The organism is Luteibacter sp. TLI7-4A, from assembly GCF_056754745.1.
The window spans coordinates 3,389,593-3,410,192 of record NZ_JBPGWO010000001.1 but is presented as its reverse complement, the minus strand read 5'-3'; the positions used below and the strand labels follow the sequence as shown (position 1 = coordinate 3,410,192).

16 protein-coding genes are annotated in these 20,600 nt (G+C 65.5%); 14 read left to right on the top strand and 2 right to left on the bottom strand.

The window, feature by feature from the left end; all coding sequences use genetic code 11:
• Position 1: 1 nt before the first annotated feature.
• The 5 genes from ACR9Y6_RS15005 (at position 2) to paoC (ending at position 5,743) form a co-directional block, all read left to right on the top strand.
• Positions 2–856 carry an outer membrane protein assembly factor BamE gene (locus ACR9Y6_RS15005; RefSeq protein ID WP_481282005.1) on the top strand — a complete coding sequence of 285 codons (855 nt, stop codon included), beginning with the start codon at positions 2–4 and terminating at the stop codon, positions 854–856.
• A gap of 147 nt (positions 857–1,003) precedes the next feature.
• A complete protein-coding gene (locus ACR9Y6_RS15000; protein WP_481282004.1) occupies positions 1,004–1,768 on the top strand; it encodes a DUF4440 domain-containing protein in 765 nt (254 codons plus the stop codon).
• A gap of 182 nt (positions 1,769–1,950) precedes the next feature.
• Positions 1,951–2,592 (top strand): aldehyde dehydrogenase iron-sulfur subunit PaoA, encoded by a 642-nt coding sequence (gene paoA / locus ACR9Y6_RS14995; RefSeq protein WP_481282003.1) that lies wholly within the window; start codon positions 1,951–1,953, stop codon positions 2,590–2,592.
• A complete protein-coding gene (locus ACR9Y6_RS14990; protein WP_481282002.1) occupies positions 2,589–3,548 on the top strand; it encodes an FAD binding domain-containing protein in 960 nt (319 codons plus the stop codon). The genes paoA and ACR9Y6_RS14990 overlap by 4 nt, the downstream gene beginning before the upstream one ends.
• Entirely contained in the window at positions 3,545–5,743 is a 2,199-nt protein-coding gene (paoC, locus tag ACR9Y6_RS14985) for an aldehyde oxidoreductase molybdenum-binding subunit PaoC (protein WP_481282001.1), read from the top strand. Before ACR9Y6_RS14990 ends, paoC begins: the two co-directional genes overlap by 4 nt.
• 12 nt (positions 5,744–5,755) lie before the next feature.
• On the opposite strand, the gene ACR9Y6_RS14980 is transcribed toward paoC, so the two are convergent.
• A complete protein-coding gene (locus ACR9Y6_RS14980) occupies positions 5,756–7,525 on the bottom strand; it encodes an FAD-dependent oxidoreductase (RefSeq protein WP_481282000.1) in 1,770 nt (589 codons plus the stop codon).
• Between the two features lie 178 nt (positions 7,526–7,703).
• Between ACR9Y6_RS14980 and ACR9Y6_RS14975 the strand changes: the two genes are divergently transcribed.
• Positions 7,704–8,777 (top strand): NAD(P)H-dependent flavin oxidoreductase, encoded by a 1,074-nt coding sequence (locus tag ACR9Y6_RS14975; RefSeq protein WP_481281999.1) that lies wholly within the window; start codon positions 7,704–7,706, stop codon positions 8,775–8,777.
• 5 nt (positions 8,778–8,782) lie between these two features.
• On the opposite strand, the gene ACR9Y6_RS14970 is transcribed toward ACR9Y6_RS14975, so the two are convergent.
• Positions 8,783–9,553, bottom strand: a complete 771-nt coding sequence (locus ACR9Y6_RS14970) for a glycosyltransferase family 2 protein (RefSeq protein WP_481281998.1) — start codon at positions 9,551–9,553, stop codon at positions 8,783–8,785.
• 78 nt (positions 9,554–9,631) lie between these two features.
• Between ACR9Y6_RS14970 and ACR9Y6_RS14965 the strand changes: the two genes are divergently transcribed.
• The 8 genes from ACR9Y6_RS14965 to ACR9Y6_RS14930 all read left to right on the top strand — a co-directional run bounded on the left by ACR9Y6_RS14965 (position 9,632) and on the right by ACR9Y6_RS14930 (position 20,490).
• The gene (locus ACR9Y6_RS14965) at positions 9,632–10,663 is read left to right on the top strand and encodes a CDP-glycerol glycerophosphotransferase family protein (RefSeq protein WP_481282743.1); all 1,032 of its coding nucleotides are present in this window, start codon (positions 9,632–9,634) and stop codon (positions 10,661–10,663) included.
• 254 nt (positions 10,664–10,917) lie between these two features.
• Positions 10,918–11,982, top strand: a complete 1,065-nt coding sequence (locus ACR9Y6_RS14960; RefSeq protein ID WP_481281997.1) for an HlyD family secretion protein — start codon at positions 10,918–10,920, stop codon at positions 11,980–11,982.
• Positions 11,979–13,517 (top strand): DHA2 family efflux MFS transporter permease subunit, encoded by a 1,539-nt coding sequence (locus ACR9Y6_RS14955; protein ID WP_481281996.1) that lies wholly within the window; start codon positions 11,979–11,981, stop codon positions 13,515–13,517. Before ACR9Y6_RS14960 ends, ACR9Y6_RS14955 begins: the two co-directional genes overlap by 4 nt.
• 27 nt (positions 13,518–13,544) lie before the next feature.
• Positions 13,545–14,126, top strand: coding sequence for a TetR/AcrR family transcriptional regulator (locus tag ACR9Y6_RS14950; protein WP_481281995.1), 582 nt, complete (start codon positions 13,545–13,547; stop codon positions 14,124–14,126).
• Positions 14,127–14,154: 28 nt separating this feature from the next.
• A complete protein-coding gene (locus tag ACR9Y6_RS14945) occupies positions 14,155–14,814 on the top strand; it encodes a M24 family metallopeptidase (RefSeq protein ID WP_481281994.1) in 660 nt (219 codons plus the stop codon).
• A gap of 105 nt (positions 14,815–14,919) precedes the next feature.
• The gene (locus tag ACR9Y6_RS14940) at positions 14,920–17,205 is read left to right on the top strand and encodes a CocE/NonD family hydrolase (protein WP_481281993.1); all 2,286 of its coding nucleotides are present in this window, start codon (positions 14,920–14,922) and stop codon (positions 17,203–17,205) included.
• Between the two features lie 119 nt (positions 17,206–17,324).
• Positions 17,325–19,427 (top strand): TonB-dependent siderophore receptor, encoded by a 2,103-nt coding sequence (locus tag ACR9Y6_RS14935; RefSeq protein ID WP_481281992.1) that lies wholly within the window; start codon positions 17,325–17,327, stop codon positions 19,425–19,427.
• A 115-nt stretch (positions 19,428–19,542) separates the two neighbouring features.
• Positions 19,543–20,490 (top strand): glycoside hydrolase family 43 protein, encoded by a 948-nt coding sequence (locus ACR9Y6_RS14930; protein ID WP_481281991.1) that lies wholly within the window; start codon positions 19,543–19,545, stop codon positions 20,488–20,490.
• The last annotated feature ends 110 nt before the right edge of the window (positions 20,491–20,600 follow it).

Sequence of the window (20,600 nt, the reverse complement as noted above, 5' to 3'; positions counted from 1 at the left end):
CATGAATGCTATCCAAGGAATCAAGAACATGCGCGCATCGTTGAAAGGCATCCCCGTGGTCTCGCTCGCACTGGCACTGGCGGCCTGTGGAAACATCAGTCACGACGTGGCGAAGGACGGCCGCTCGGCAGGCGAAGTGGTGTGGCCGGCGGTAGGCGAGGTCACGCCCATGCACAAGGACGGCACGTTTCCCAACCTGTCGAACTTGCGACAGATGAGGTCCGGGCTCAATAAGCAGCAGGTCTCCGACTTGATCGGGTACCCCCACTTCAGCGAAGGCATCTGGGGGGTGAGGGAGTGGAACTACGTGTTCAACTTCCGCAAACCCGGCAGCGACGAAGTGACCGTGTGCCAGTACAAGGTGTTGTTCGACGACGACAAGCTGGCTCGCAGCTTCTACTGGAAACCCGAGGCGTGTGCCGACTTCCTCAAGGAAGCGGCGCCGGCTCCCGCCCCGGTAGCCCCCGCGCCGGTCGCGGCGCGCAAGCCGCGCGTGCTGTCCGCCGATGCACTCTTCGCGTTCGACAGCGCCGAGTTGTCGCCAGCCGGCAAGGGCAGCCTGGACGAGATGGCCACGACGCTGCGCGATCAGGGAGACAAGCTGCGATCCGTACGCATCGTCGGCTATACCGATCGTCTCGGTAGCGACGCCTACAACCGGGCCTTGTCCCAGCGCCGCGCCGAGGCGGTGAAGGGCTATCTCGTGGCGCAAGGCATCCCCGCCGATCGTGTGACCGCGGAGGGCCTGGGCGAAGCCGATCCGGTGAAGGGTTGCGAGGACGCGCCGCGTGGACAGTTGATCGGATGCCTGGCGCCCAATCGCCGCGTGGAGGTGTGGGTGACCGGGGTCGAATAAGCGTAGATGGCCTGTCGACCGGGCCCCGTTGCCGGAACACCGGCAACGGGGCCACGGGATTTACCGTACCTGTGACTTTCGATACGTTCTTCGTGTGACCCGTCGTGGGAGGATTCGGGGTGAATCCGCAGGGCGCGCGACGAAGCCATGACCAGGGCCACGTTCACCATCCTCTCGTTCGTCGTCATGTCCCTCATGACATCGGCCGTCCATGCGGCTGACGACGAAAGCCAGGTACGCGCCGCGGACAGCCGGTTCTGGCAGGCGTACAACGCCTGCGACATGAATGCGATGGGCGACCTGATCACCACCGACGTCGAGTTCTACCACGACAAGTCGGGACTCACGACCACTCGCCAGGGCTTGCTGGATTCCTTGCAGAAGGGTCCCTGCGCGGACCCGAAGATGCGCCTGCGCCGTGAGGCGGTGGATGAAACCATCACCTTTCATCCGCTCAAGGGCGGATTCGCCATCCTCTCTGGCCGTCACCGCTTCTATGTGGACGAAACCGGAAAGCCCGAACGTCTGGACGGCCAGGCGGATTTCACCACGCTCTGGAAACAAACCGGCGGCACGTGGCGTATGCACCGCGTGCTCAGTTACGACCACGGTCCCGTGGCGTATGTCCCGCCTGCGCGAACCCTGACACTGCCGGCCACGGCGCTCGCCGCCTATGCGGGACGTTATCGTTCCGCTCGTATCGGCGACATCGTGGTCGCTGTCGATGGCGATCACCTGAAGCTCACGGCCGGTGCTTTCGTCGCCACGCTCTACCCGGAGTCGACCACGCGTTTCTTCGCTATGGAGAAGGACCTTCGCTTCGACTTCGAGAAAGGAGAGGGCGGCAAGCCGGGAACCCTGGCGGTCTACGAGAACGGTGCCCTCGGCGAGCGGGCGCAACGTATCGATTAGTGGCACGGGCATGCCGTTGCCCGCCGACGCCGGAACGCGCGTCCAGCGCGCTCATTCATGAATTATCGATATGAGATCTTGCGGATTCGAGATCTACAAACCCGGCCCTGAATGACCTACGCTCGGCGAGCTAGCCCCGGCCGCCTGTCCAGGCAAACCCCAACAGCGCTGAGGACCGACCCATGGATCCGTCGAACGACTGGAAATTCACGCGCCGCGAAGTCCTGAAAATGGGAGCGGTCTCGGCAACGGCGCTCGCCGTTCCCGGACTCGTCGCCGCCCCTGCCGCCAAGGACGGCACGCGACCGCCCGTCACCGCCAAGGTCGCCATGGAGGTCAACGGCAAGGCGCAGGAGCTCGACCTGGATACACGGACGACCCTGCTCGACGCCTTGCGCGAGCACATGCATCTCACCGGTACGAAGAAGGGTTGCGACCACGGTCAGTGCGGCGCCTGCACCGTCATCGTCGATGGCCGCCGCATCAACAGTTGCCTCACCCTGGCGGTGATGCACCAGGGAGCGAAGGTCACCACGATCGAAGGCCTCGGCACGCCCGCGCGCCTTCATCCGATGCAGGCCGCCTTCATCAAGCACGACGGTTACCAGTGCGGCTACTGCACGCCGGGACAGATCTGTTCGGCCGTGGCGGTCCTCGACGAGATACGCGACGACATTCCCAGCCATGCCACGACCGACCTGACCGCCAGGGCCCGGATAAGTCCCTTGGAGTTGCGCGAACGGATGAGCGGCAACATCTGCCGCTGCGGCGCGTACTCCAATATCCAGGAAGCGATCGCCGAAGTGGCGGGGGTGAAGGCATGAAGTCGTTTACCTACGAACGCGCCGAATCCCCGGCCGCCGCCGCGTCCGCGGCAGCCCGTGTTCCCGGAGCGAAGTTCATCGCGGGCGGAACGAACCTCCTCGACCTGATGAAGATCGGCATCGAGGAACCGGCGCACCTGGTCGACGTCAACGGGCTGGACCTCGATAAAATCGAGCCCACCAATGAAGGTGGGCTTCGGCTCGGCGCCATGGTCCGCAATACCGACCTCGCCGCCGACGCGAGGATCAGGCGGGACTATCCCTTGCTCTCGCGAGCCTTGCTCGCCGGTGCCTCCGGCCAGTTGCGCAACAAGGCCACCACGGGTGGCAACCTGCTCCAACGCACGCGTTGCCCGTACTTCTACGACACCAACCAGGCCTGCAACAAGCGCTTGCCAGGCAGCGGCTGCGCGGCGATCGGCGGCTTCAGCCGGCAGCACGCGATCGTGGGGGCGAGCAAGTCGTGCATCGCCGTGCACCCGAGCGACATGGCCGTGGCCATGCGTGCGCTCGATGCCACGGTGGAAACCGTGCGTCCGGATGGCAGCACGCGCCGCATCCCCATCGCGGACTTCCATACCTTGCCTGGAAACACGCCGCACATCGAAAACGTGCTGGTGCCGGGCGAGCTGATCACCGCCGTCACCTTGCCCAAGCCCGTCGGCGGCACGCAGCTCTATCACAAGGTGCGCGACCGCGCGTCCTATGCGTTCGCCCTGGTGTCGGTAGCCATGATCGTGCAGTCCGATGGCAGTGGCCGCGTGGCGCTCGGTGGCGTGGCGCACAAACCATGGCGGGTGGAGGCGGCGGAAGCCGAACTCCCGAAGGGAGCCAAGGCCGTTGCGACCCGGTTGCTCGCCGGCGCGCAGCCGACCGAAGGCAATGCCTTCAAGGTCACCTTGGTCGAACGGACCATCGCGGCGGGCCTCGCCGAAGCGAAGGAGACGAAGGCATGAAATTCGACACTCCCGCCACCACCAATCCGATCGATCGCCTGAAGGTCGTCGGCCAGCCCGTGGACCGCATCGACGGGCCGTTCAAGACCACGGGCACCGCGCATTACGCGTACGAACAGCACGAAGCCGTTCCCCATCACGCCTATGGCTATGTAGTCGGCTCGTCCATCGCCAAGGGCCGCATCGCCTCGATCGACCTCACCCGTGCGCAGCGCGCACCCGGCGTGCTGGCGATCGTCACCGCGAAGACGGCGGGCAAACTGGGCAAGGGCAAGTTCAATACGGCGAACTTGCTCGGCGGCCCGGAAATCGAACACTACCACCAGGCCGTCGCGGTGGTGGTCGCGGAAACCTTCGAGCAGGCACGCGCCGCGGCACAGCTCGTGCGCGTGGATTACGCCCGCACTCCCGGCAAATTCGACCTCGCCGCGGCGAAGGACACCGCTACGAAACCGGAACGAGGAAAATCGGATACGGCGGTGGGCGACTTCGCCGCGGGCTACGCGGCCTCGGCGGTGAAGCTCGATGCCATGTACACCACGCCGGACCACTCGCACGCGATGATGGAACCGCATGCCACCATCGCGGCATGGGAAGGCGACAAGCTCACCTTGTGGACGTCGAACCAGATGATCGACTGGGGGCGGGGCGATGTCGCGCTCACACTGGGCATTCCGAAGGAGAACGTACGGCTCGTTTCGCCGTACATCGGCGGCGGCTTCGGCGGCAAGCTCTTCGTCCGCTCCGACGCATTGCTTGCCGCACTCGGCGCACGGGCAGCCAGACGTCCCGTGGCGGTGGCCTTGCCGCGTCCCTTCATGATCAACAATACGACGCACCGCCCCGCGACGATCCAGCGAATCCGTATCGGTGCCTCGAAAGACGGGAAGATCCAGGCCATCGGCCACGAGAGCTGGTCGGGCGACCTTCCGGGCGGCGATCCGGAAACGGCGGTGCAACAGACGCGCCTGCTCTATGCCGGCGCCGACCGCATGACGGCCACCCGCCTTGCCGTGCTCGATCTTCCCGAAGGCAACGCCATGCGTGCGCCAGGCGAAGCATCGGGATTGATGGCGCTCGAGATCGCGATCGACGAGATGGCCGAGAAGCTCGGCATGGATCCGATCGAGTTCCGCGTCCTCAACGACACCCAGGTCGATCCGGAAAAGCCCGACCGTCCGTTCTCGCAACGCCGGCTGGTCGAATGCCTGCGCACGGGGGCGAAACGCTTCGGCTGGGAACGCCGCGCGCCGCGTCCCGCGACGACACGTGACGGGCGCTGGCTCGTGGGCATGGGCGTGGCGGCCGCGTTTCGTAACAACCTCGTGATGAAGTCCGGTGCCCGCGTGCGCCTGGATCGCAACGGACGCGTCACGGTGGAAACCGACATGACCGACATCGGCACGGGCAGCTACACGATCATCGCGCAGACCGCCGCCGAGATGATGGGCCTGCCGCTGGATCGCATCGACGTACGCCTTGGCGATTCGACGTTTCCCGTCTCGTCCGGTTCGGGCGGGCAGTGGGGTGGCAACAGCTCGACGGCGGGTGTCTACGCCGCATGCGTGAAATTGCGCCAGGCCATCGCCCGGAAATTGGGACTGGACCCTGAAGCGGCCAATTTCGAGGACGGCAAGGTGGGCGCGGGCGGGCGCAGCGTGCCGATCGCGCAGGCCGCGGCGGACGGCGAGGTGGTCGCCGAGGACAGCATGGAATACGGCGACCTGAGCAAGCGCTACCAGCAATCGACCTTCGGCGCGCACTTCGTCGAAGCGCGCGTCGACGCGGCCACGGGAGAGATCCGCATCGACCGCATGCTGGCGGTCTGCGCCGCCGGGCGCATCCTCAATCCGAAGTCGGCACGCAGCCAGGTGATCGGGGCGATGACGATGGGCGTCGGCGCGGCACTGATGGAAGAACTCGTGGTGGACCGGCGCCTGGGCTTCTTCGTCAACCACGACCTCGCCGGATACGAAGTGCCCGTGCATGCCGACATCCCGCACCAGGACGTGATCTTCCTCGACGAGACCGATCCCATGTCTTCGCCGATGAAGGCCAAGGGCGTGGGTGAATTGGGCATATGTGGGGTCGCCGCCGCCGTCGCCAACGCGGTGTACAACGCCACCGGCGTGCGCGTGCGCGACTATCCGGTGACCCTGGACAAGTTCCTCGACACGTTGCCGCCCGTGGCCTGACCCGGGCGGCGATCAGGCATCGGTGCCCTCGCTGCCCACGCCGTGGTGCACGAGGAACAGGCGGTCGGGATCGTAACGACGCTTCGCCGTGGCGAGGCGCGTGTAGTTGCCGCCCCAGAAGGCACGTTGCCAGTCCTGCTGGAAATAGTCGCTTTCCGAAACATACGAGCCGGCGCCGGGAACCGTCTTCAAGAGACGCGCGTATGCCGCCTTGACCCTGGCCGCGCCGTCTTTCGCCCGTGCTTCATCCACGTGCGCGCCCGGCAGTCCTTCATAAGCGGGATCGCCGCTGTTGCCGATGATCGCGAGGGCGAAGGCGTCGAGCATGGCGGGATTCGTCGCCGTGTCACGGCTCGCGGCGATGGCTTCCGGCGGAGCGCCGAAAAGACCTTTATTGAAGTGCAGGCCCACGTCCATCCGGCTCGCGGCATCGCATATCGCCGCCGCCAACGCCTCGCGTTCGCCATCGCCAAGGAAACGCGAGGGCATCCACGCCGACGCATAGCCATGGATGTACCAACCCACCTGCCCCTGATCGCCTTTCCAGAGGATGTGGTCGCGCGGCGCGCCCTCGCGCGCGTCGGCGACGACCACGTCAGGTGCATGCTCGCGGAAGAAGTCCGCGTCCCAGTAGTGGCGCGCCGGCATGGCGAGCACCTGGAGCGGTTTGCGGAACGAGTACGCCGGGCGTTGCTTCACCCAGTCGATGAAGGGTGCCCAGGTGGCCTCGGCGGCCGCGCGGTCCAGGCCCTGGAACACCATCGCCACGGACATCCTGCGTTGGTCCCGGAAACCGATCTGCTCGCCCCAGTGCGGGTTGCACAAGGCATCGCGATAGAAGCGCAAGGCTTCCGACGCCAGCGCACGATAGGCTTCCTCGGAATCGGCCTGGATCTCGCCGAACACCGCGCCGACGGTGTCCGGCAAGTCGTGGGTGCGCAAGGTCAGGCGCGTGACGATACCGACGCAACCACCGCCGCCACCCTTGAGGGCCCAGAAGAGTTCCGGTTCGCGGTGAGCGTTCACGACGCGTATCTCGCCGTCGGCGGTGACCACCTCGGCTTCCAGCAGGTTCGACGCGGCGGTGCCGAAACGCTTGGAGAAGCTGCCGAATCCTCCGCCGGTCACGAGTCCCGCGACGCCGACGGTAGTGCAGCCGCCACCCTGGACATAGCGGCCACCCCGGGTGGTCACCTCGCCATAGGCGTCGATCCACATGGCCCCGGCGCCCACGTCGACCGCAGGCACGGGGCGTGTACCCGGCGCCGCGCCGCTGGGGATGAAGGCATCGTGCATCTCCACGCGGTTCATCCTTCGTGTCCAGACCAGCAGTGAGTCGGCGGCGCAGGAGGTGCCCTGGTAGCTGTGGCCACCGCCTTTCACGACCAGGCGGACGCCGTACTTGCGGGCGAATTTCACGGCGGCGGCGATGTCCTCCGCACTCTCGGCAGTCAGGGCATAAGCGCTCGGCCGGGACATCCAGGCCCCGAAGTAGCCGCTGGTCTGGGTCAATGCCACCTGGTCGCCGATGTAGAAGGGGTTCGTCAGCTGGGCGAGCGCTTCGGCGCGGGTGGCCGCATCGTCGAGGAAAGGAGAGCGGGGCACCGACAAGCGACCGCCCACCTCTCGGTTCAACGCCTGCCATTGCGCCGGGGTGGGCCAGCCCGCCGAACCCGGGCGCACGCGCGTGGCCGCGCGCGTCGCGGTGAAGGCGTCCAGCTTCAGGGCATAGGGAAGCAGCGGCAGGACCAAGGCGGTCTTGAGCAGGGTGCGTCGATCCATGGAAGAAGCCTCGTGGAGGACGCGCTGGCGTCCGTTGGGGTGGACGGAGCTTTGCACCGTGCTGAGCGCGTGTCGCCCGCGAAGTGAGGAAAACAGCGGGTCAAGGGACGAAAGGCGGGCCTGCGGTGATGAACGGCGAGCTATAATCACGCGGCACCTGTCGCCCGCGAGCTTCCCCGTGCCTGCCTGGACCGACCGCCGTATCCTCGACCTCCTGTCGATCGACCAGCCCCTGCTGCTGGCGCCGATGGCGGGGTCGGGCCTGTCCGCGCTGGCTATCGCCGTGGCGCGGGCCGGTGGGCTCGGCGCCATCCCGTGTTCCTCGATCAGCGTGGAGAAGGCGACCGCCGAGGTCGAGGCGTACCGTGCCGCGGTACGCGCGCCGATCAATCTCAACTTTTTCGCGCACCGGTCCGTCACGCCGGATGCCGATGCCATGGCGCGCTGGCTGGCGCGGCTCGCTCCCTACTACGACGAGTTCGGGGTCGATGCGAGCGACCTGCCCGCCGCCGGTGGCCGCGCGCCGTTCGACGATGCCATGTGCGCCATGGTCGAGGCGTTGCGCCCGGAAGTGGTGAGCTTCCACTTCGGCCTGCCGGAGGAACCCCTGTTAGCGCGAGTGAAGGCCATCGGTTCGGTGGTGTTTTCCTCGGCGACCACGGTGGCCGAGGGTCGCTGGCTGGAACAGCGCGGTTGCGACGCGGTCATCGCGCAGGGCTACGAGGCCGGCGGCCATCGCGGCAACTTCCTCACCGATGACATGTCGGCCCAGCCGGGCACCATGGCCCTCGTACCGCAACTGGTCGACGCCTTGACCATTCCCGTGATCGCGGCCGGTGGCATCGCCGACGGGCGTGGCATGGCGGCGGCGCTGTGCCTGGGTGCCTCGGCCGTGCAGGTAGGCAGCGCCTTCCTGCTTTCGGACGAGTCGACCAGCGTGGATGTGCATCGCCAGGCGCTCCGTTCGGCACGCGACGACAACACGGCGATCACCAATGTGCTCACCGGACGGCCCGCGCGCGGCGTGATCAACCGGATCATGCGGGAAGTGGGTCCCTTGTCCGACGATGCCTTGCCGTTCCCGCTGGCGGGTGGACCGCTGACGTCGTTACGCAAGATCGCCGAAGCACGCGGCAACGGCGATTTCCAGCCCCTATGGGCGGGGCAATCCGCAGCCATGGCCCGAGAGGTCTCGGCGACCGCGATCGCGGCGGACATGGTCGAAAGCGCGGCGCAGCTGCTCCGTCTCTGAGCGGCTCAGGCCTTCTGGCCGTGCTGCAGCAACCACAGCTTCACGTACTTGCGCCGCACGTATTCCACGCGGAGCAGGGCATAGACGATGCCGCGCCAACCGTCGAGGAAACCCGCGCGCAACACGTAGCCACGAAAGAATCGCCACATCGGGCTCACTACGATCTGGGCGAGCGTGGCGCGCTTGCCCGCGGCGAATTCCTCGATGGCCATCATGTGCGCGTAGCGCTCCTGCTTGGCCATCAGCTCCGAAAGCGAGCGATACGGGTAATGATCGAGGAAGCCGGGCAACATCCGTACCTCGCCGTCGACGCTCACCGACTCGTGGATCTCTCGCGGGCCACGCCAGCCGCCCTGGCGGCGATCGAACAGGCGCAAGACCTTGTCCGCGCCCGCATTGCCGTGGCGCATGAAGCGGCCGAAGAAATCGTTGCGGCGATAGAAGCGAAATCCCGCCGCGCCGCGAAATCCCTCGTCACACGCTTGCTCGATCGCGGCCCTCAGTTCGGGCCCGACGCGTTCGTCCGCATCGAGGCAGAGCACCCAGTCGTTCGTGGCCTGGGCCACCGCGAACGCCTTCTGGCTGCGGAAACCGTCGAATGGCCGTGAGATCACCCGTGCCCCGGCATTTCGCGCGATGGCGACGGTGTCGTCGGTGGAGCCGCCATCGACCACGACCAGGTCGTCGCAGAACGGCGCAGCCGACGCCAGGCAGTCCCCGATGCGATCGGCCTCGTTCTGGGTGATCACGCAAAGGGAAATGGGGCGTCGGGTCATCGGGGTGCGGTGTCGGGTATCGAGCCGTCATAATGCCACGTCGTCCAGCGTGGAGTGCCGCCCTTGAGCGCGTGCCTGATGTTCGCCACCGAAACCTACGCGTTGCCGATCCTGCGTCCGCTGGCCGCGGCGGCGCAGGCTCGCGGCCAGGAAGTGGGTTGGGTGGTGCCGGCGGCGGTGGCGACGGAACTCGCGGCGGACGAACGCCGCGTGCGCAGCCTGCGTGAGGCGAGGGCGCTGCATCCGGAAGCCGTGTATTGCGCGGCCAACTGGGTTTCGCCCGCCTTGCCCGGGATCAAGGTGCAGGTGTTCCATGGCTTCAATGCGCAGAAGCGCGAGCCGGATCGGGGTCACTTCGCGATTCGCGGTTTCTTCGATCTCTATGTCACGCAGGGTCCGTCCACCACGCTGCCTTTCGAGGCGCTCGCGCGGGAACACGGCTACTTCGCGGTACGCGAAACGGGTTGGCCGAAGCTGGACCCGCTGTTCGGGCCCGCATCGGCAACGACGCTCGATATGCCCGCGGACGGTCGCCCCGTCGTCATGTATGCATCCACCTTCAGTCACCGCCTGAGTAGTGCACCCGCGATGGTCGAACCGCTGCGTGCCATGATCGCGCGTGGCGACCGGCAGTGGTTGCTCACCTTGCACCCGAAGTGCCCGGAGGAATTGTTCGCAGCCTATCGCGGCCTGGAAGCACCCAACGCGCGCTTCTTCACCTCGGAACGGCTCGTCGACATGGAGCGGGCGGCCGATGTGCTCGTTTGCGATACGTCGTCGGTGGTGCATGAGTTCGCGGTCATGGGCAAGCCGGTGGTCACCATCGCCAACCGCGTGCCGCAGCCGTTCATGCTCGACGTGCCAACGCCGTCCGACGTCGATGCCGCGATCGATCGCGCGCTATCGCATCCGCCCGAACTGATGGCCGCCCTGCGTGCGCACGGCGACGACATCCACCCGTATCGCGACGGTCATTCCAGCGAACGCGTGCTCGACGCCACCGATGCGTTCCTGCGCGGCGACTTCGGCCCGTTGCGGCGGAAGCCTCTCAACCTGATCCGGCGCTTCAAGGCGCTACGCGACATCGGCCACCTGCTCGACCTGCGCTGACCCACGAGCCAACCACCAGCCAGGCCGCCAACCAATCCACAGGCAAGTCCCAACCAGCTCAACCAGCTCAACCAGCTCAACCAGCCCGAACAGCCCGAACAGCCCGAACGGCCCGAACGGCCCACCGGCCCTTGTGGGAGCCGACCTTGTCAGCGATCCCGCGGCAGCGGGCACCCCGCAGTAACTCCTCCCCTTGAAATTATCCCCATCATCCATAGAATTACAGCTGTAATTCAACTTCCTCCTGGTGCCCCGTGGCCGCCGTCGCCGACTCCGCCGTTCCCGTCAGGGCACGCAAGAACTCCCTGAAATTCATCGCCATGGGCGCAGCCGCGCTAGGCATCGCCCTCTACGGCGCGCACTGGTGGACCAGCGGGCGCTTCATCGAAACCACCGACGACGCCTACGTCGGCGGAGACATCACGGTGATAGGACCGAAGGTAGCGGGCTATATCCAGACCATCGCCGTCGCGGACAACCAGGTCGTGCACAAGGGTGACCTGCTGGTGAAGATCGACGACCGTGACTACCGCGCCGCCCTGGAGAAAGCCGAGGCGGCGGTGGTCGCGCAGGAGGCCGCGTTGCGCAACCTCGATGCCGTGTTCGAGTTGCAGCACAGCCATATCGCCGAAGCGCACGCGGGGCTCGCCGCCGCGCAGGCGGAGGCCACGCGATCGAAGCTGGACGATGAGCGCTATCGCCTTCTGGTCGGGCGTTCGGCCGTGTCGGTGGAAAGCGCGCAACGCGCGACGGCGACCTTCCAGACCGCCCATGCGGCAACCGCGAGTGCGTCGGCGGCGGTGCAGGCCGCGCAGCGGCAACTCGACGTGATCGACACGCAGAAGCGGCAGGTGGAAGCGGCACTGGCGCAGGCGCGCGCCGAAGCCGATATCGCACGGCTCAACCTGTCGTACACCGAACTGCGCGCGCCGGTGGACGGTGTGATCGGCAATCGTCGCGCCCGCGTCGGCGGCTATGCGGCCACGGGCAGCCAGATGCTGGTGGTGGTGCCTTCGCATGGCCTGTGGGTAGACGCCAACTTCAAGGAAGACCAGCTGGCCCGGATGCACGTGGGCCAGGAAGTCGAGGTGCGCGCGGACGTGCTGCCGGACAAGGGTTTCAAGGGCCATGTCACCAGCCTCGCTCCGGCCACGGGCGCCCAGTTCAGCGTGCTGCCGCCGGAAAACGCCACGGGAAACTTCACCAAGATCGTGCAGCGCGTGCCGGTGCGGGTGACCCTCGACGGCAGCGATGGCGACCTCGGCGTGCTGCGTCCCGGTTTATCCGTCACCGCGCGCATCGACACGAAGGCGCCATGAGCCCGGTCGCACACCTCACGCCGGGGCAGAAGATCTTCGCTTTCGCCTCGATGTGCCTGGGCATGTTCATCGCGCTGCTGGATATTCAGATCGTCTCGGCGTCGTTGCGCGACATCGGCGGTGGCCTGTCCGCCGGAGCGGACGATACGGCCTGGGTACAGACCAGCTACCTGATCGCGGAAATCGTGGTGATTCCCTTGTCGGGATGGTTGAGCCGCGTGTTCTCCACGCGCTGGCTGTTCGCCGCGTCGGCCGCCGGTTTTACGCTGACCAGCCTGCTTTGCGGCATGGCCTGGGATATCCAGAGCATGATCTGGTTCCGCGCCGCGCAAGGCTTCCTTGGCGGTTCGATGATCCCCTTGGTGTTCACGACCGCGTTCGTGTTCTTCCAGGGCAAGCAACGCGTCATCGCCGCGGCCACCATCGGCGCGATCGCTTCCCTGGCGCCCACGCTCGGGCCCACGTTGGGTGGTTGGATCACGGACAACTATTCCTGGCACTGGCTGTTCTTCATCAACCTGCTGCCCGGCGCCTTCGTCACCATCGCCGTTCCCCTCCTGGTGAAGATCGACGACGCCGACCTCTCCCTTTTGAAGGCCGGCGACTGGATCGGCATCGCGCTGATCGCCATCTTCCTCGGTTGCCTCGAGTACACGCTGGAAGAAGGGCCTCGCTGGAACTGGCTGGAAGACGACACGATCCGTGCCACGGCATGGGTCAGCCTCGCCGCGGGCGTGCTATTCGTCTGGCGTGGACTGACGGCGACACATCCCATCGTGGACCTGCGCGCGTTGCGCGAACGCAACTTCGCCCTTGGTTGTTTCTTTTCCTTCGTCACGGGCATCGGCCTGTTCGGCACGATCTACCTCACGCCGCTGTTCCTGGGACGCGTCGAGGGATACAGCGCCCTGCAGATAGGCAAGGCGGTGCTTTCGACCGGCGTCTTCCAGATCATGGCGATCCCCGTGTACGCGATGATGGCCAACCGCGTGGACCTGCGCTGGTTGCTGATGCTGGGGCTGGCGTTGTTCACGTTGTCGATGTTCGAGTTCACGCCGATCACGCACGACTGGAGCGCCACGGAACTGATGCTGCCGCAGGCCTTTCGCGGCCTCGGCCAGCAGTTCGCCGTGGCCCCCACCGTGACGCTCACGCTGGGCAGCCTTCCACCCGCGCGACTGAAACAGGCCTCCGGGCTCTTCAACCTCATGCGGAACCTGGGTGGAGCGATGGGCATCGCCGCCTGCGCGACCATCCTCAACGACCGAACCAACCTGCATTTCTATCGGCTCGCAGAGCACCTTACGCCGGCGAACGAGCCGATGAACCGTCTGTTCGACGGCGTGCAGCCCGACACCGAGGCGTACACCGTCGCGTTACGTTCGCTATGGCAGCTGACGTTCCGCGAAGCGCAGACGCTGACCTATAGCGACGCCTTTTTTTCCATCATGGTGTGCTTCGCGATCGCCACCGTGATGGTTCCCCTGATGCGCAAGGTGCAGGCGCCCCAGGCGCCTTCCGCCGACGCGCACTGATCCTTTCTTCGCAGAGGGACACGACCCATGCGTTATGAAATAGACCACAAGGAGCGGACGCGCCAACGCATCGTCGACACCGCGTCGCGGCGATTCCGCGAACACGGCATCGAGGCCGAAGGCATGAAATCCCTGATGTCCGCAGCCGGCATCACCAATGGCGCGTTCTACAACCATTTCGATTCGAAGGAAGACCTGACACGCGAGGCCGTGACCGCCGCGATGAACGAGCGCCTCGGTAGGCTGCGCCACTGGATCGATTCCGGAGAAGGCCTGGCGGGCATGATCCGCAGCTATTTCTCGGTACGCCACCGTGACCATCCCGGCACGGGCTGCCCCGTCGCCATCCTCTCCGCCGAAGTGGCCAGGCATTCCGACGTCGTGCGCAGCGCCTATACGGACGGTGTCACCGAATTCATCGAACTGATGGCTGCGCAGTGGCCTTCCCTCCCACGCGACGATGCGCTTTCGCGTGCCACCGTTCTCTATGGCCTCATGGCAGGCACCATGCAGGTCGCCCGCGCCACCAACGACGATGCCCTCTCCGCGCGTGTCCTCGAGGGCGGCATGCACGCGGCCCTGGCCTTGGCGGACGCAAAGCACCGATAATGACGGCCAGCCCAATCTGGCCGCGATCATGCCGACTTCCACCGCCGAAAACGTCGGAGCCGCTTTCTCGCGTGAGAGCATGCTCGCCGCCCGCGAGCGTTCCTGGGTGGCTTTACGGGACATCGCCGTGCGCATCGTTCCCGGCATGAATGAAGCCGATGCCGCTGCGTTGGCGAAGGAACGCCTCGACGCCGCCGGCATGCAACGCATCTGGCATCCGAGCATCATTCGCTTCGGCGCGAACACGTTGAAGACCTTCCGGCAGCCTTCCGCGCCGGGCACGGTGCTCCAGGACAACGACATCTTCTTCATCGACCTCGGCCCTGTCTTCGATGGCCACGAAGGCGATGTGGGCGACACCTTCGTCGTCGGTGACGATGCCGATAGGCGCGCCTGCGCGGAGGCGGCCCGCGAACTCTTCGCTCGGACGGCGGCAAGGTGGCGCGAAGGCGTCACCGGCACGGCGTTGTATGCCCATGCGGAAGACGAGGCCGCGGCCATGGGCTGGCGCCTCAATCACGAGACCAAGGGGCACCGCGTCGGCGACTATCCGCACGCGGTGCACAAGGCGGGCCCGTTGGGCCAGTTCGATGCCGCGCCTGCGCCGGGTCTCTGGATCCTCGAGGTACAGATCGCCCATCCCTCCTTGCCCTTCGGCGCCTTCTTCGAAGACCTGCTGATCGCCTGACTGTCGCCGTGTGCTACCCAAGCGCACCGGCAAGACATGCCCGACGGCACTGTCCGGGGCGGGCGGGCATGGGCAACCTCACGGCAACCTCATGGATACCCGATCATGCCGAAGCACACCGTACGCCGCTGGATCATGGCTCTTGCCCTTGTGTTCGCCGTGGCCTCGGCGATGGCTGGGACGGCGAGGTTGCCATGGAAAGGCGGCTCGAATGGCGACGCCGGGATACGTGAGCTGGCGGCCGAGGCGATCGTCGCCTACACGGAGCCGGACCGCGCGGCGTATCTCGACAACCTGGCGGCCTTGCAACTGGTCGCGCACCGCTACGACGATGCCGCGCGAAGCCTCGGTGAACTCGTTGTCCTGCGCAAGGCGAGCGCCCAGCCACTCGATGCGGCAGGTGTCATCTGCTGGCTGGTCTATGCGCGTGCGCGCCAGGCCGAGGCCACCATGCACCTGCCGTTCGGCGAGGCATATGCGCGTGCGTTCCGGGAAGTGTTCGCCACGCTCGACGACGTGATGGCTTCGCAGGTCATCTCCAGCTTGGGTTCGGACATGGAGCCGTACGGCCCACAACCTGCTCGGTTGCGCGCGGATTACCTGGACCTGCTCGCGCAGCGCAAGGGGAGTGACGTCGCGGTGGCTGACGCGGTCGCCCTGGTCAAGGCGTACCAGACCGCCGAAGCCTATGCGGCATTCCGCCCCTTTACCGAGAAGCTGATCGACGAAGACGATCGCCGCCGCTACGACGTACGGGAACCGATGCTCGTGCCGACTCCCGATGGCGCATCGGTCACCGTGCTGGTCATGCTGCCCAGGCATCGCACCGTGCCGCTGCCCACCTTGCTCGGTTTCACCATCTACGCCAATCCGTGGTGGTCCTCGACCGAGCTGCGCCTCACCGCCGCGCACGGCTACGCCGCCGTGGTCGGCTATTCGCGTGGCAAGGGACTGTCGACCGGACAGACCGTGCCCTACGAACACGATGGCGTGGACGCGGACGCCGCGATCGAATGGATCGCGAAACAGCCATGGAGCGATGGCCGTGTCGGCATGTATGGAGGAAGCTACAACGGTTTCACCCAATGGGCCGCCGCGAAACACCGGCCGAAGGCGCTACGCGCGCTGATGCCCTCGGTCACGGTGGCGCCGGGTATCGATGTGCCGATGGAAGGTAACGTGTCGTTGTCCTTCGTCTACCCATGGGCGCCGTACGTGGCCGAAGGCAAAGGCCTGGACGAAAAACGCTACGGCGACAAAGCGCACTGGAACGACCTCTATCGGCGGTGGTACGAAAGCGGCAAGAACTACCGGGCGCTCGACGAACTGGAAGGCAAGCCGAATCCGGTCTTCCAGCGCTGGCTGGACCACCCCTCGTACGACGACTACTGGCGGGACATGATCCCGCAGGGCCGCGAGTTCGCCGCCATCGACATTCCCGTGCTCACGACGACCGGTTACTTCGACGGTGGACAGATCGGCGCGCTGCATTACGTGCGCGAACATCGGCGCTACAACCCGCATGCGGAACATTACCTGCTGATCGGCCCGTGGGACCACGTGGGCGCGCAACGCAAGGCACGGCCGGTGGTCTACGGTTATGCCATCGACCCGGTGGCGAAGATCGACATCAGTCGCGTGCTTCGCTACCAGTGGTTCGACTATGTCTTCCGTGGCGGAGCGAAGCCGGCCTTGCTGGAAGACCGGATCAATTACGAGGTGATGGGTGCGAACGTGTGGAAGCACGCGCCCAGCATCGAGAGGATGGCGCCGGGAAGTCGGCGGCTCTTTCTCGTGACGGAGGATGGCGAGGCCAGGCTGCGGGATCGTCCTTCCACGAGCACTTCGGTTCTTAGCGTGAACCTTGGCGAGCGGGACGACCTTCCCGCGGAGGATGCGTCGCCGGCCGTGCTGGACGATCGCCATGCCCTCGTCTTCACCAGCGAACCGTTGCCCGCCGGTACCGAGTTAAGCGGCTTGTTTTCGGGCAAGCTCGACGTGGTGACGAACAAGCGAGACTTCGACCTGCGCATCACGCTGTACGAGAAGAAGGCCAGCGGCGAATACTTCCAGCTGTCCTGGTACCTGGCACGCGCCAGTTACATGGAGGATCGCGCGCGGCGGCACCTCCTGGTGCCGGGCAAACGCACGACGCTCGCGTTCACCAATGGGCGTACCACCAGCCGGTTGTTCGAGCCTGGCAGCCGGCTCGTCGCGGTGGTGTCCGTGGTCAAGGAACCGGGCTCGTCGATCAACATGGGGAGCGGCAAGGATGTCGGCATGGAAAGCCGCGCCGATGCGGGTGAGCCGCTGCGGATCGAGTGGCTGGGCGGCAGTTATCTCGACCTTCCCATGGGCGGGACAGCGCTCCCGGCCCACCCTGGTAAATAACATTCATTCGCATTATTGCGCGGGAAGGGGCTTTTAAGTCATCATTGTAATGAGATTCATTCGCAATAATGACCGGGTGCGGCAGCCGATGCCGCCATGCGCCCGAACAGGGAAAGTCCATGATCCTACGCAAGAAAACCTTGCCCGCGCTGCTCGCCGGGTTGCTGATGTCGTTCACCGCGCCTGCCCAGGAGGCGGAACCGCCCACGTCCGGGGACAAAGCCGTGCAACTGGCCCCCGTCGCCGTTCATGGGCAGAGACTGGACGAGGGTTACGCCCGCACCGAGGCCTCCGCCGCGACCAAGACCGATACACCACTCATCGAGACGCCCCAGGCGATTTCGGTGATCTCGAACACGCAGATGATCGACCAGGGCGTGCTCACGGTGCAGGATGCCTTGCGCTATTCCGCCGGCGTCCGTGCGGATGCCTATGGCGTGGACAGCCGGGGTGACGACGCGTTCCTGCGCGGCACCTCGTTCACTCAATACCTGGATGGTCTGAAGCAGAATTTCGGCGGTGCCTATGCCCGCACGGAACCCTATTTCCTGGACCACCTCGAGATCGTCCGTGGCCCGTCGTCGGTGTTGTACGGGCAAGGAACCACGGGTGGCCTGATCGCGCTTTCGTCCAAACTGCCGCAATTCACCGCTTCCCACGAGGTGGAAGCGCAGCTGGGCAACAACGCGCGCAAGCAGGTGGCATTCGATTTCACCGGCCCCCTCGACGCCGCGGGCCATTGGGCCTATCGCCTGATCGGCGTCTATCGCGACGCGGATTCACAGATCGACCATGTGCCGGACGACCGCAAGGCGATCGCGCCCTCGGTCACCTGGATGCCCGATGCCGATACCCGCTGGACGCTGCTGGCCAACCTCCAGTTCGATCACAACGGCACGTCGCTGAACTTCCTGCCGCACTCGGGCACCTTGCTGCCCAATCCCAATGGCCGGATCGATACGCGGCGCTTCGTCAGCGAGCCCGGGTTCGATCGCTATGACACCCAACAGCGATCGTTCACCTCCTTGTTCGAGCACCGTTTCAACGACACCTGGAAGTTCGTGCAGAACATGCGCTACTCGCACGATAACGTCGATTACCGAAGCCTCTACCCGGACGTCTATTCGAATCCGTCGTATCCCTTCCTCGACGATACACAGCGCACCGTCGCGCGTTACAGCTACATCAGCATCGACCGGCACAAACGCTTCGTCACGGACACGCATGCCGAAGCGGACTTCGACCTCGCCTCGATGCACCACCGTGTCCTCATCGGACTGGACGTCGGCTATTCGCATACCGACAGGCGGCAGGGCAACGGCTTCGACGGCGTCCCCTTCGATCTCTACGCGCCCGTCTACGGCAACGGATTCGTCGCTCCGGATATCTTCCCCGTGGCGTCGAGCCACACGCGCCAGACAGGCGTATACGTGCAGGACCAGATCAACTGGGGCGAACACTGGATCGCCACGGTCGGCCTGCGCCACGACCGCGCGACCCTGACCACCGGTGACAGCCGCTCGGTCGACAATGCCACGACATCGCGCTTCGGCGTCATGTACCGCTTCGATAACGGACTGGTGCCATACGTCAGCTATACCGAGTCGTTCCAACCCCTGGATAGCCTCGACTTCTACAACCGCCCCTACGAGCCCCTGCGCGGCAAGCAATACGAGGCTGGCGTGAAGTACCAGCCGGTCGGTTCGCCCACCCTGATCACGGCGACGTACTACGACCTGCGCGAGGAAAATCGTCTCGCACCGGACCCGGCCAATCCGCTCAACCAGGTCCAGGCCGGCAAGGCGAAGACTCGCGGCGTGGAACTGGAGGCCTCCACGCGCATCGGTCGTCATGTCGACCTGATCGGCACATACACGTGGACCAAGGCGCGTCCCGACGACGGCACGATCGTCGCCGGCCTGCCGAAGAACCAGGGCTCGGTGTGGGGCGTGTACCACGTGAACGACGCCGACAGCGATGGCGTCAGTTTCGGTGTCGGTGCACGCTACATCGGAACGAACTACGACGAGACGGGAACGCTGAAGGTCCCGGAAGAAACGCTGTTCGATGCCATGGTGGCCTACACGCAGGGGCCGTGGCGCTTCTCGGTCAACGCCGCCAACCTCACCGACCAGGCCTACAACGCCACATGCCTGGCCCGCGGCGATTGCTTCTATGGCCCACGCCGGAGCATCGTCGGCACCGCACGCTACAAATTCTGACCGCCATTCGCATTCGGCCGTCCGAACCCGTTACGATCGGAGATTCCACACGAACGACGGGATGATCGGGATGGAAGTCCGGAAGGTTTGGCAGGTTGTGCTGCTGGCTGTATCGATGTCGACCGCCGCGGTCGCCGCACCACCGCCGGGGCATGCGGGCAATCCCGTTTTCCCCGGTTGGTATGCCGATCCCGAGGCCGCCATCTTCGACGACACCTACTGGATCTACCCGACCACATCGAAGGAATACGCTGCCCAGACGGGGTTCGATGCGTTTTCCTCGCCCGATCTCGTGCACTGGACCAAGCATGCCGATGTGCTCGACATCAAGGACATTCCTTGGGCGAAGAAGGCGCTGTGGGCACCGTCGGTGATCGAGAAGGATGGCAAGTACTACTTCTTCTTTGCCGCCAACGATATCCAGAACGACCACGAACTCGGCGGCATCGGTGTCGCGGTGGCGGACAAGCCCGACGGCCCGTACCGCGATTTGCTCGGCAAGCCGCTCATCGGTGCGTTCCACAACGGCGCTCAGCCCATCGACCAGTTCGTGTTCCGCGATGACGACGGCACCTGGTACATGATCTACGGCGGCTGGAAGCACGCCAACATCGTGAAGCTGAAAGCCGACTTCACCACCGTGGAACCGCTGGCCGATGGCACCTTGTTCAAGGAGATCACGCCCGGGCCGGAGTATGTGGAAGGGCCGATGATGTTCAAGCGTGGCGGCAAGTATTACTTCATGTGGTCGGAAGGTGGTTGGGGCGGCCCGGATTATTCCGTCGCCTATGCCATCGGTGACTCGCCGATGGGGCCGTTCAAGCGGCTCGGCAAGATCCTCCAGCAAGACCCGAAGATCGCCACCGGCGCCGGCCACCATTCGGTGTTCCATGTGCCCAGGGACGACAGCTGGTACATCGTCTACCACCGGCGGCCGCTGGGGCACACGAAGGCCAACGATCGCGAGACGGCGATCGATCGCATGTACTTCGACAAGGACGGCCACATCCTCCCGGTGAAGATCACCAACGAGGGCGTGGAGGCGAATCCCCTGCGCCGTTGATGGTGGGTTTCACCCCGGGCTGAGACGACCTGGTGGGAGCCGACTTGTCGGCGATCCCGCGGCAGCGGGCAAGGTTTCAGCAAGCACCCATCGCCGACAAGGTCGGCTCC

Bases quoted from the DNA above. Each gene is read 5' to 3' on its own strand.
- paoA (WP_481282003.1), top strand. From the start codon at position 1,951: ATGGATCCGTCGAACGACTGGAAATTCACGCGCCGCGAAGTCCTGAAA.
- ACR9Y6_RS14955 (WP_481281996.1), top strand. From the start codon at position 11,979: ATGAGCCCGGTCGCACACCTCACGCCGGGGCAGAAGATCTTCGCTTTC.
- ACR9Y6_RS14945 (WP_481281994.1), top strand. From the start codon at position 14,155: ATGCCGACTTCCACCGCCGAAAACGTCGGAGCCGCTTTCTCGCGTGAG.
- ACR9Y6_RS14950 (WP_481281995.1), top strand. From the start codon at position 13,545: ATGCGTTATGAAATAGACCACAAGGAGCGGACGCGCCAACGCATCGTC.
- ACR9Y6_RS14970 (WP_481281998.1), bottom strand. From the start codon at position 9,553: ATGACCCGACGCCCCATTTCCCTTTGCGTGATCACCCAGAACGAGGCC.
- ACR9Y6_RS14990 (WP_481282002.1), top strand. From the start codon at position 2,589: ATGAAGTCGTTTACCTACGAACGCGCCGAATCCCCGGCCGCCGCCGCG.
- ACR9Y6_RS15000 (WP_481282004.1), top strand. From the start codon at position 1,004: ATGACCAGGGCCACGTTCACCATCCTCTCGTTCGTCGTCATGTCCCTC.
- ACR9Y6_RS14940 (WP_481281993.1), top strand. From the start codon at position 14,920: ATGCCGAAGCACACCGTACGCCGCTGGATCATGGCTCTTGCCCTTGTG.
- ACR9Y6_RS14935 (WP_481281992.1), top strand. From the start codon at position 17,325: ATGATCCTACGCAAGAAAACCTTGCCCGCGCTGCTCGCCGGGTTGCTG.
- ACR9Y6_RS15005 (WP_481282005.1), top strand. From the start codon at position 2: ATGAATGCTATCCAAGGAATCAAGAACATGCGCGCATCGTTGAAAGGC.
- ACR9Y6_RS14930 (WP_481281991.1), top strand. From the start codon at position 19,543: ATGTCGACCGCCGCGGTCGCCGCACCACCGCCGGGGCATGCGGGCAAT.
- ACR9Y6_RS14965 (WP_481282743.1), top strand. From the start codon at position 9,632: ATGTTCGCCACCGAAACCTACGCGTTGCCGATCCTGCGTCCGCTGGCC.
- paoC (WP_481282001.1), top strand. From the start codon at position 3,545: ATGAAATTCGACACTCCCGCCACCACCAATCCGATCGATCGCCTGAAG.
- ACR9Y6_RS14980 (WP_481282000.1), bottom strand. From the start codon at position 7,525: ATGGATCGACGCACCCTGCTCAAGACCGCCTTGGTCCTGCCGCTGCTT.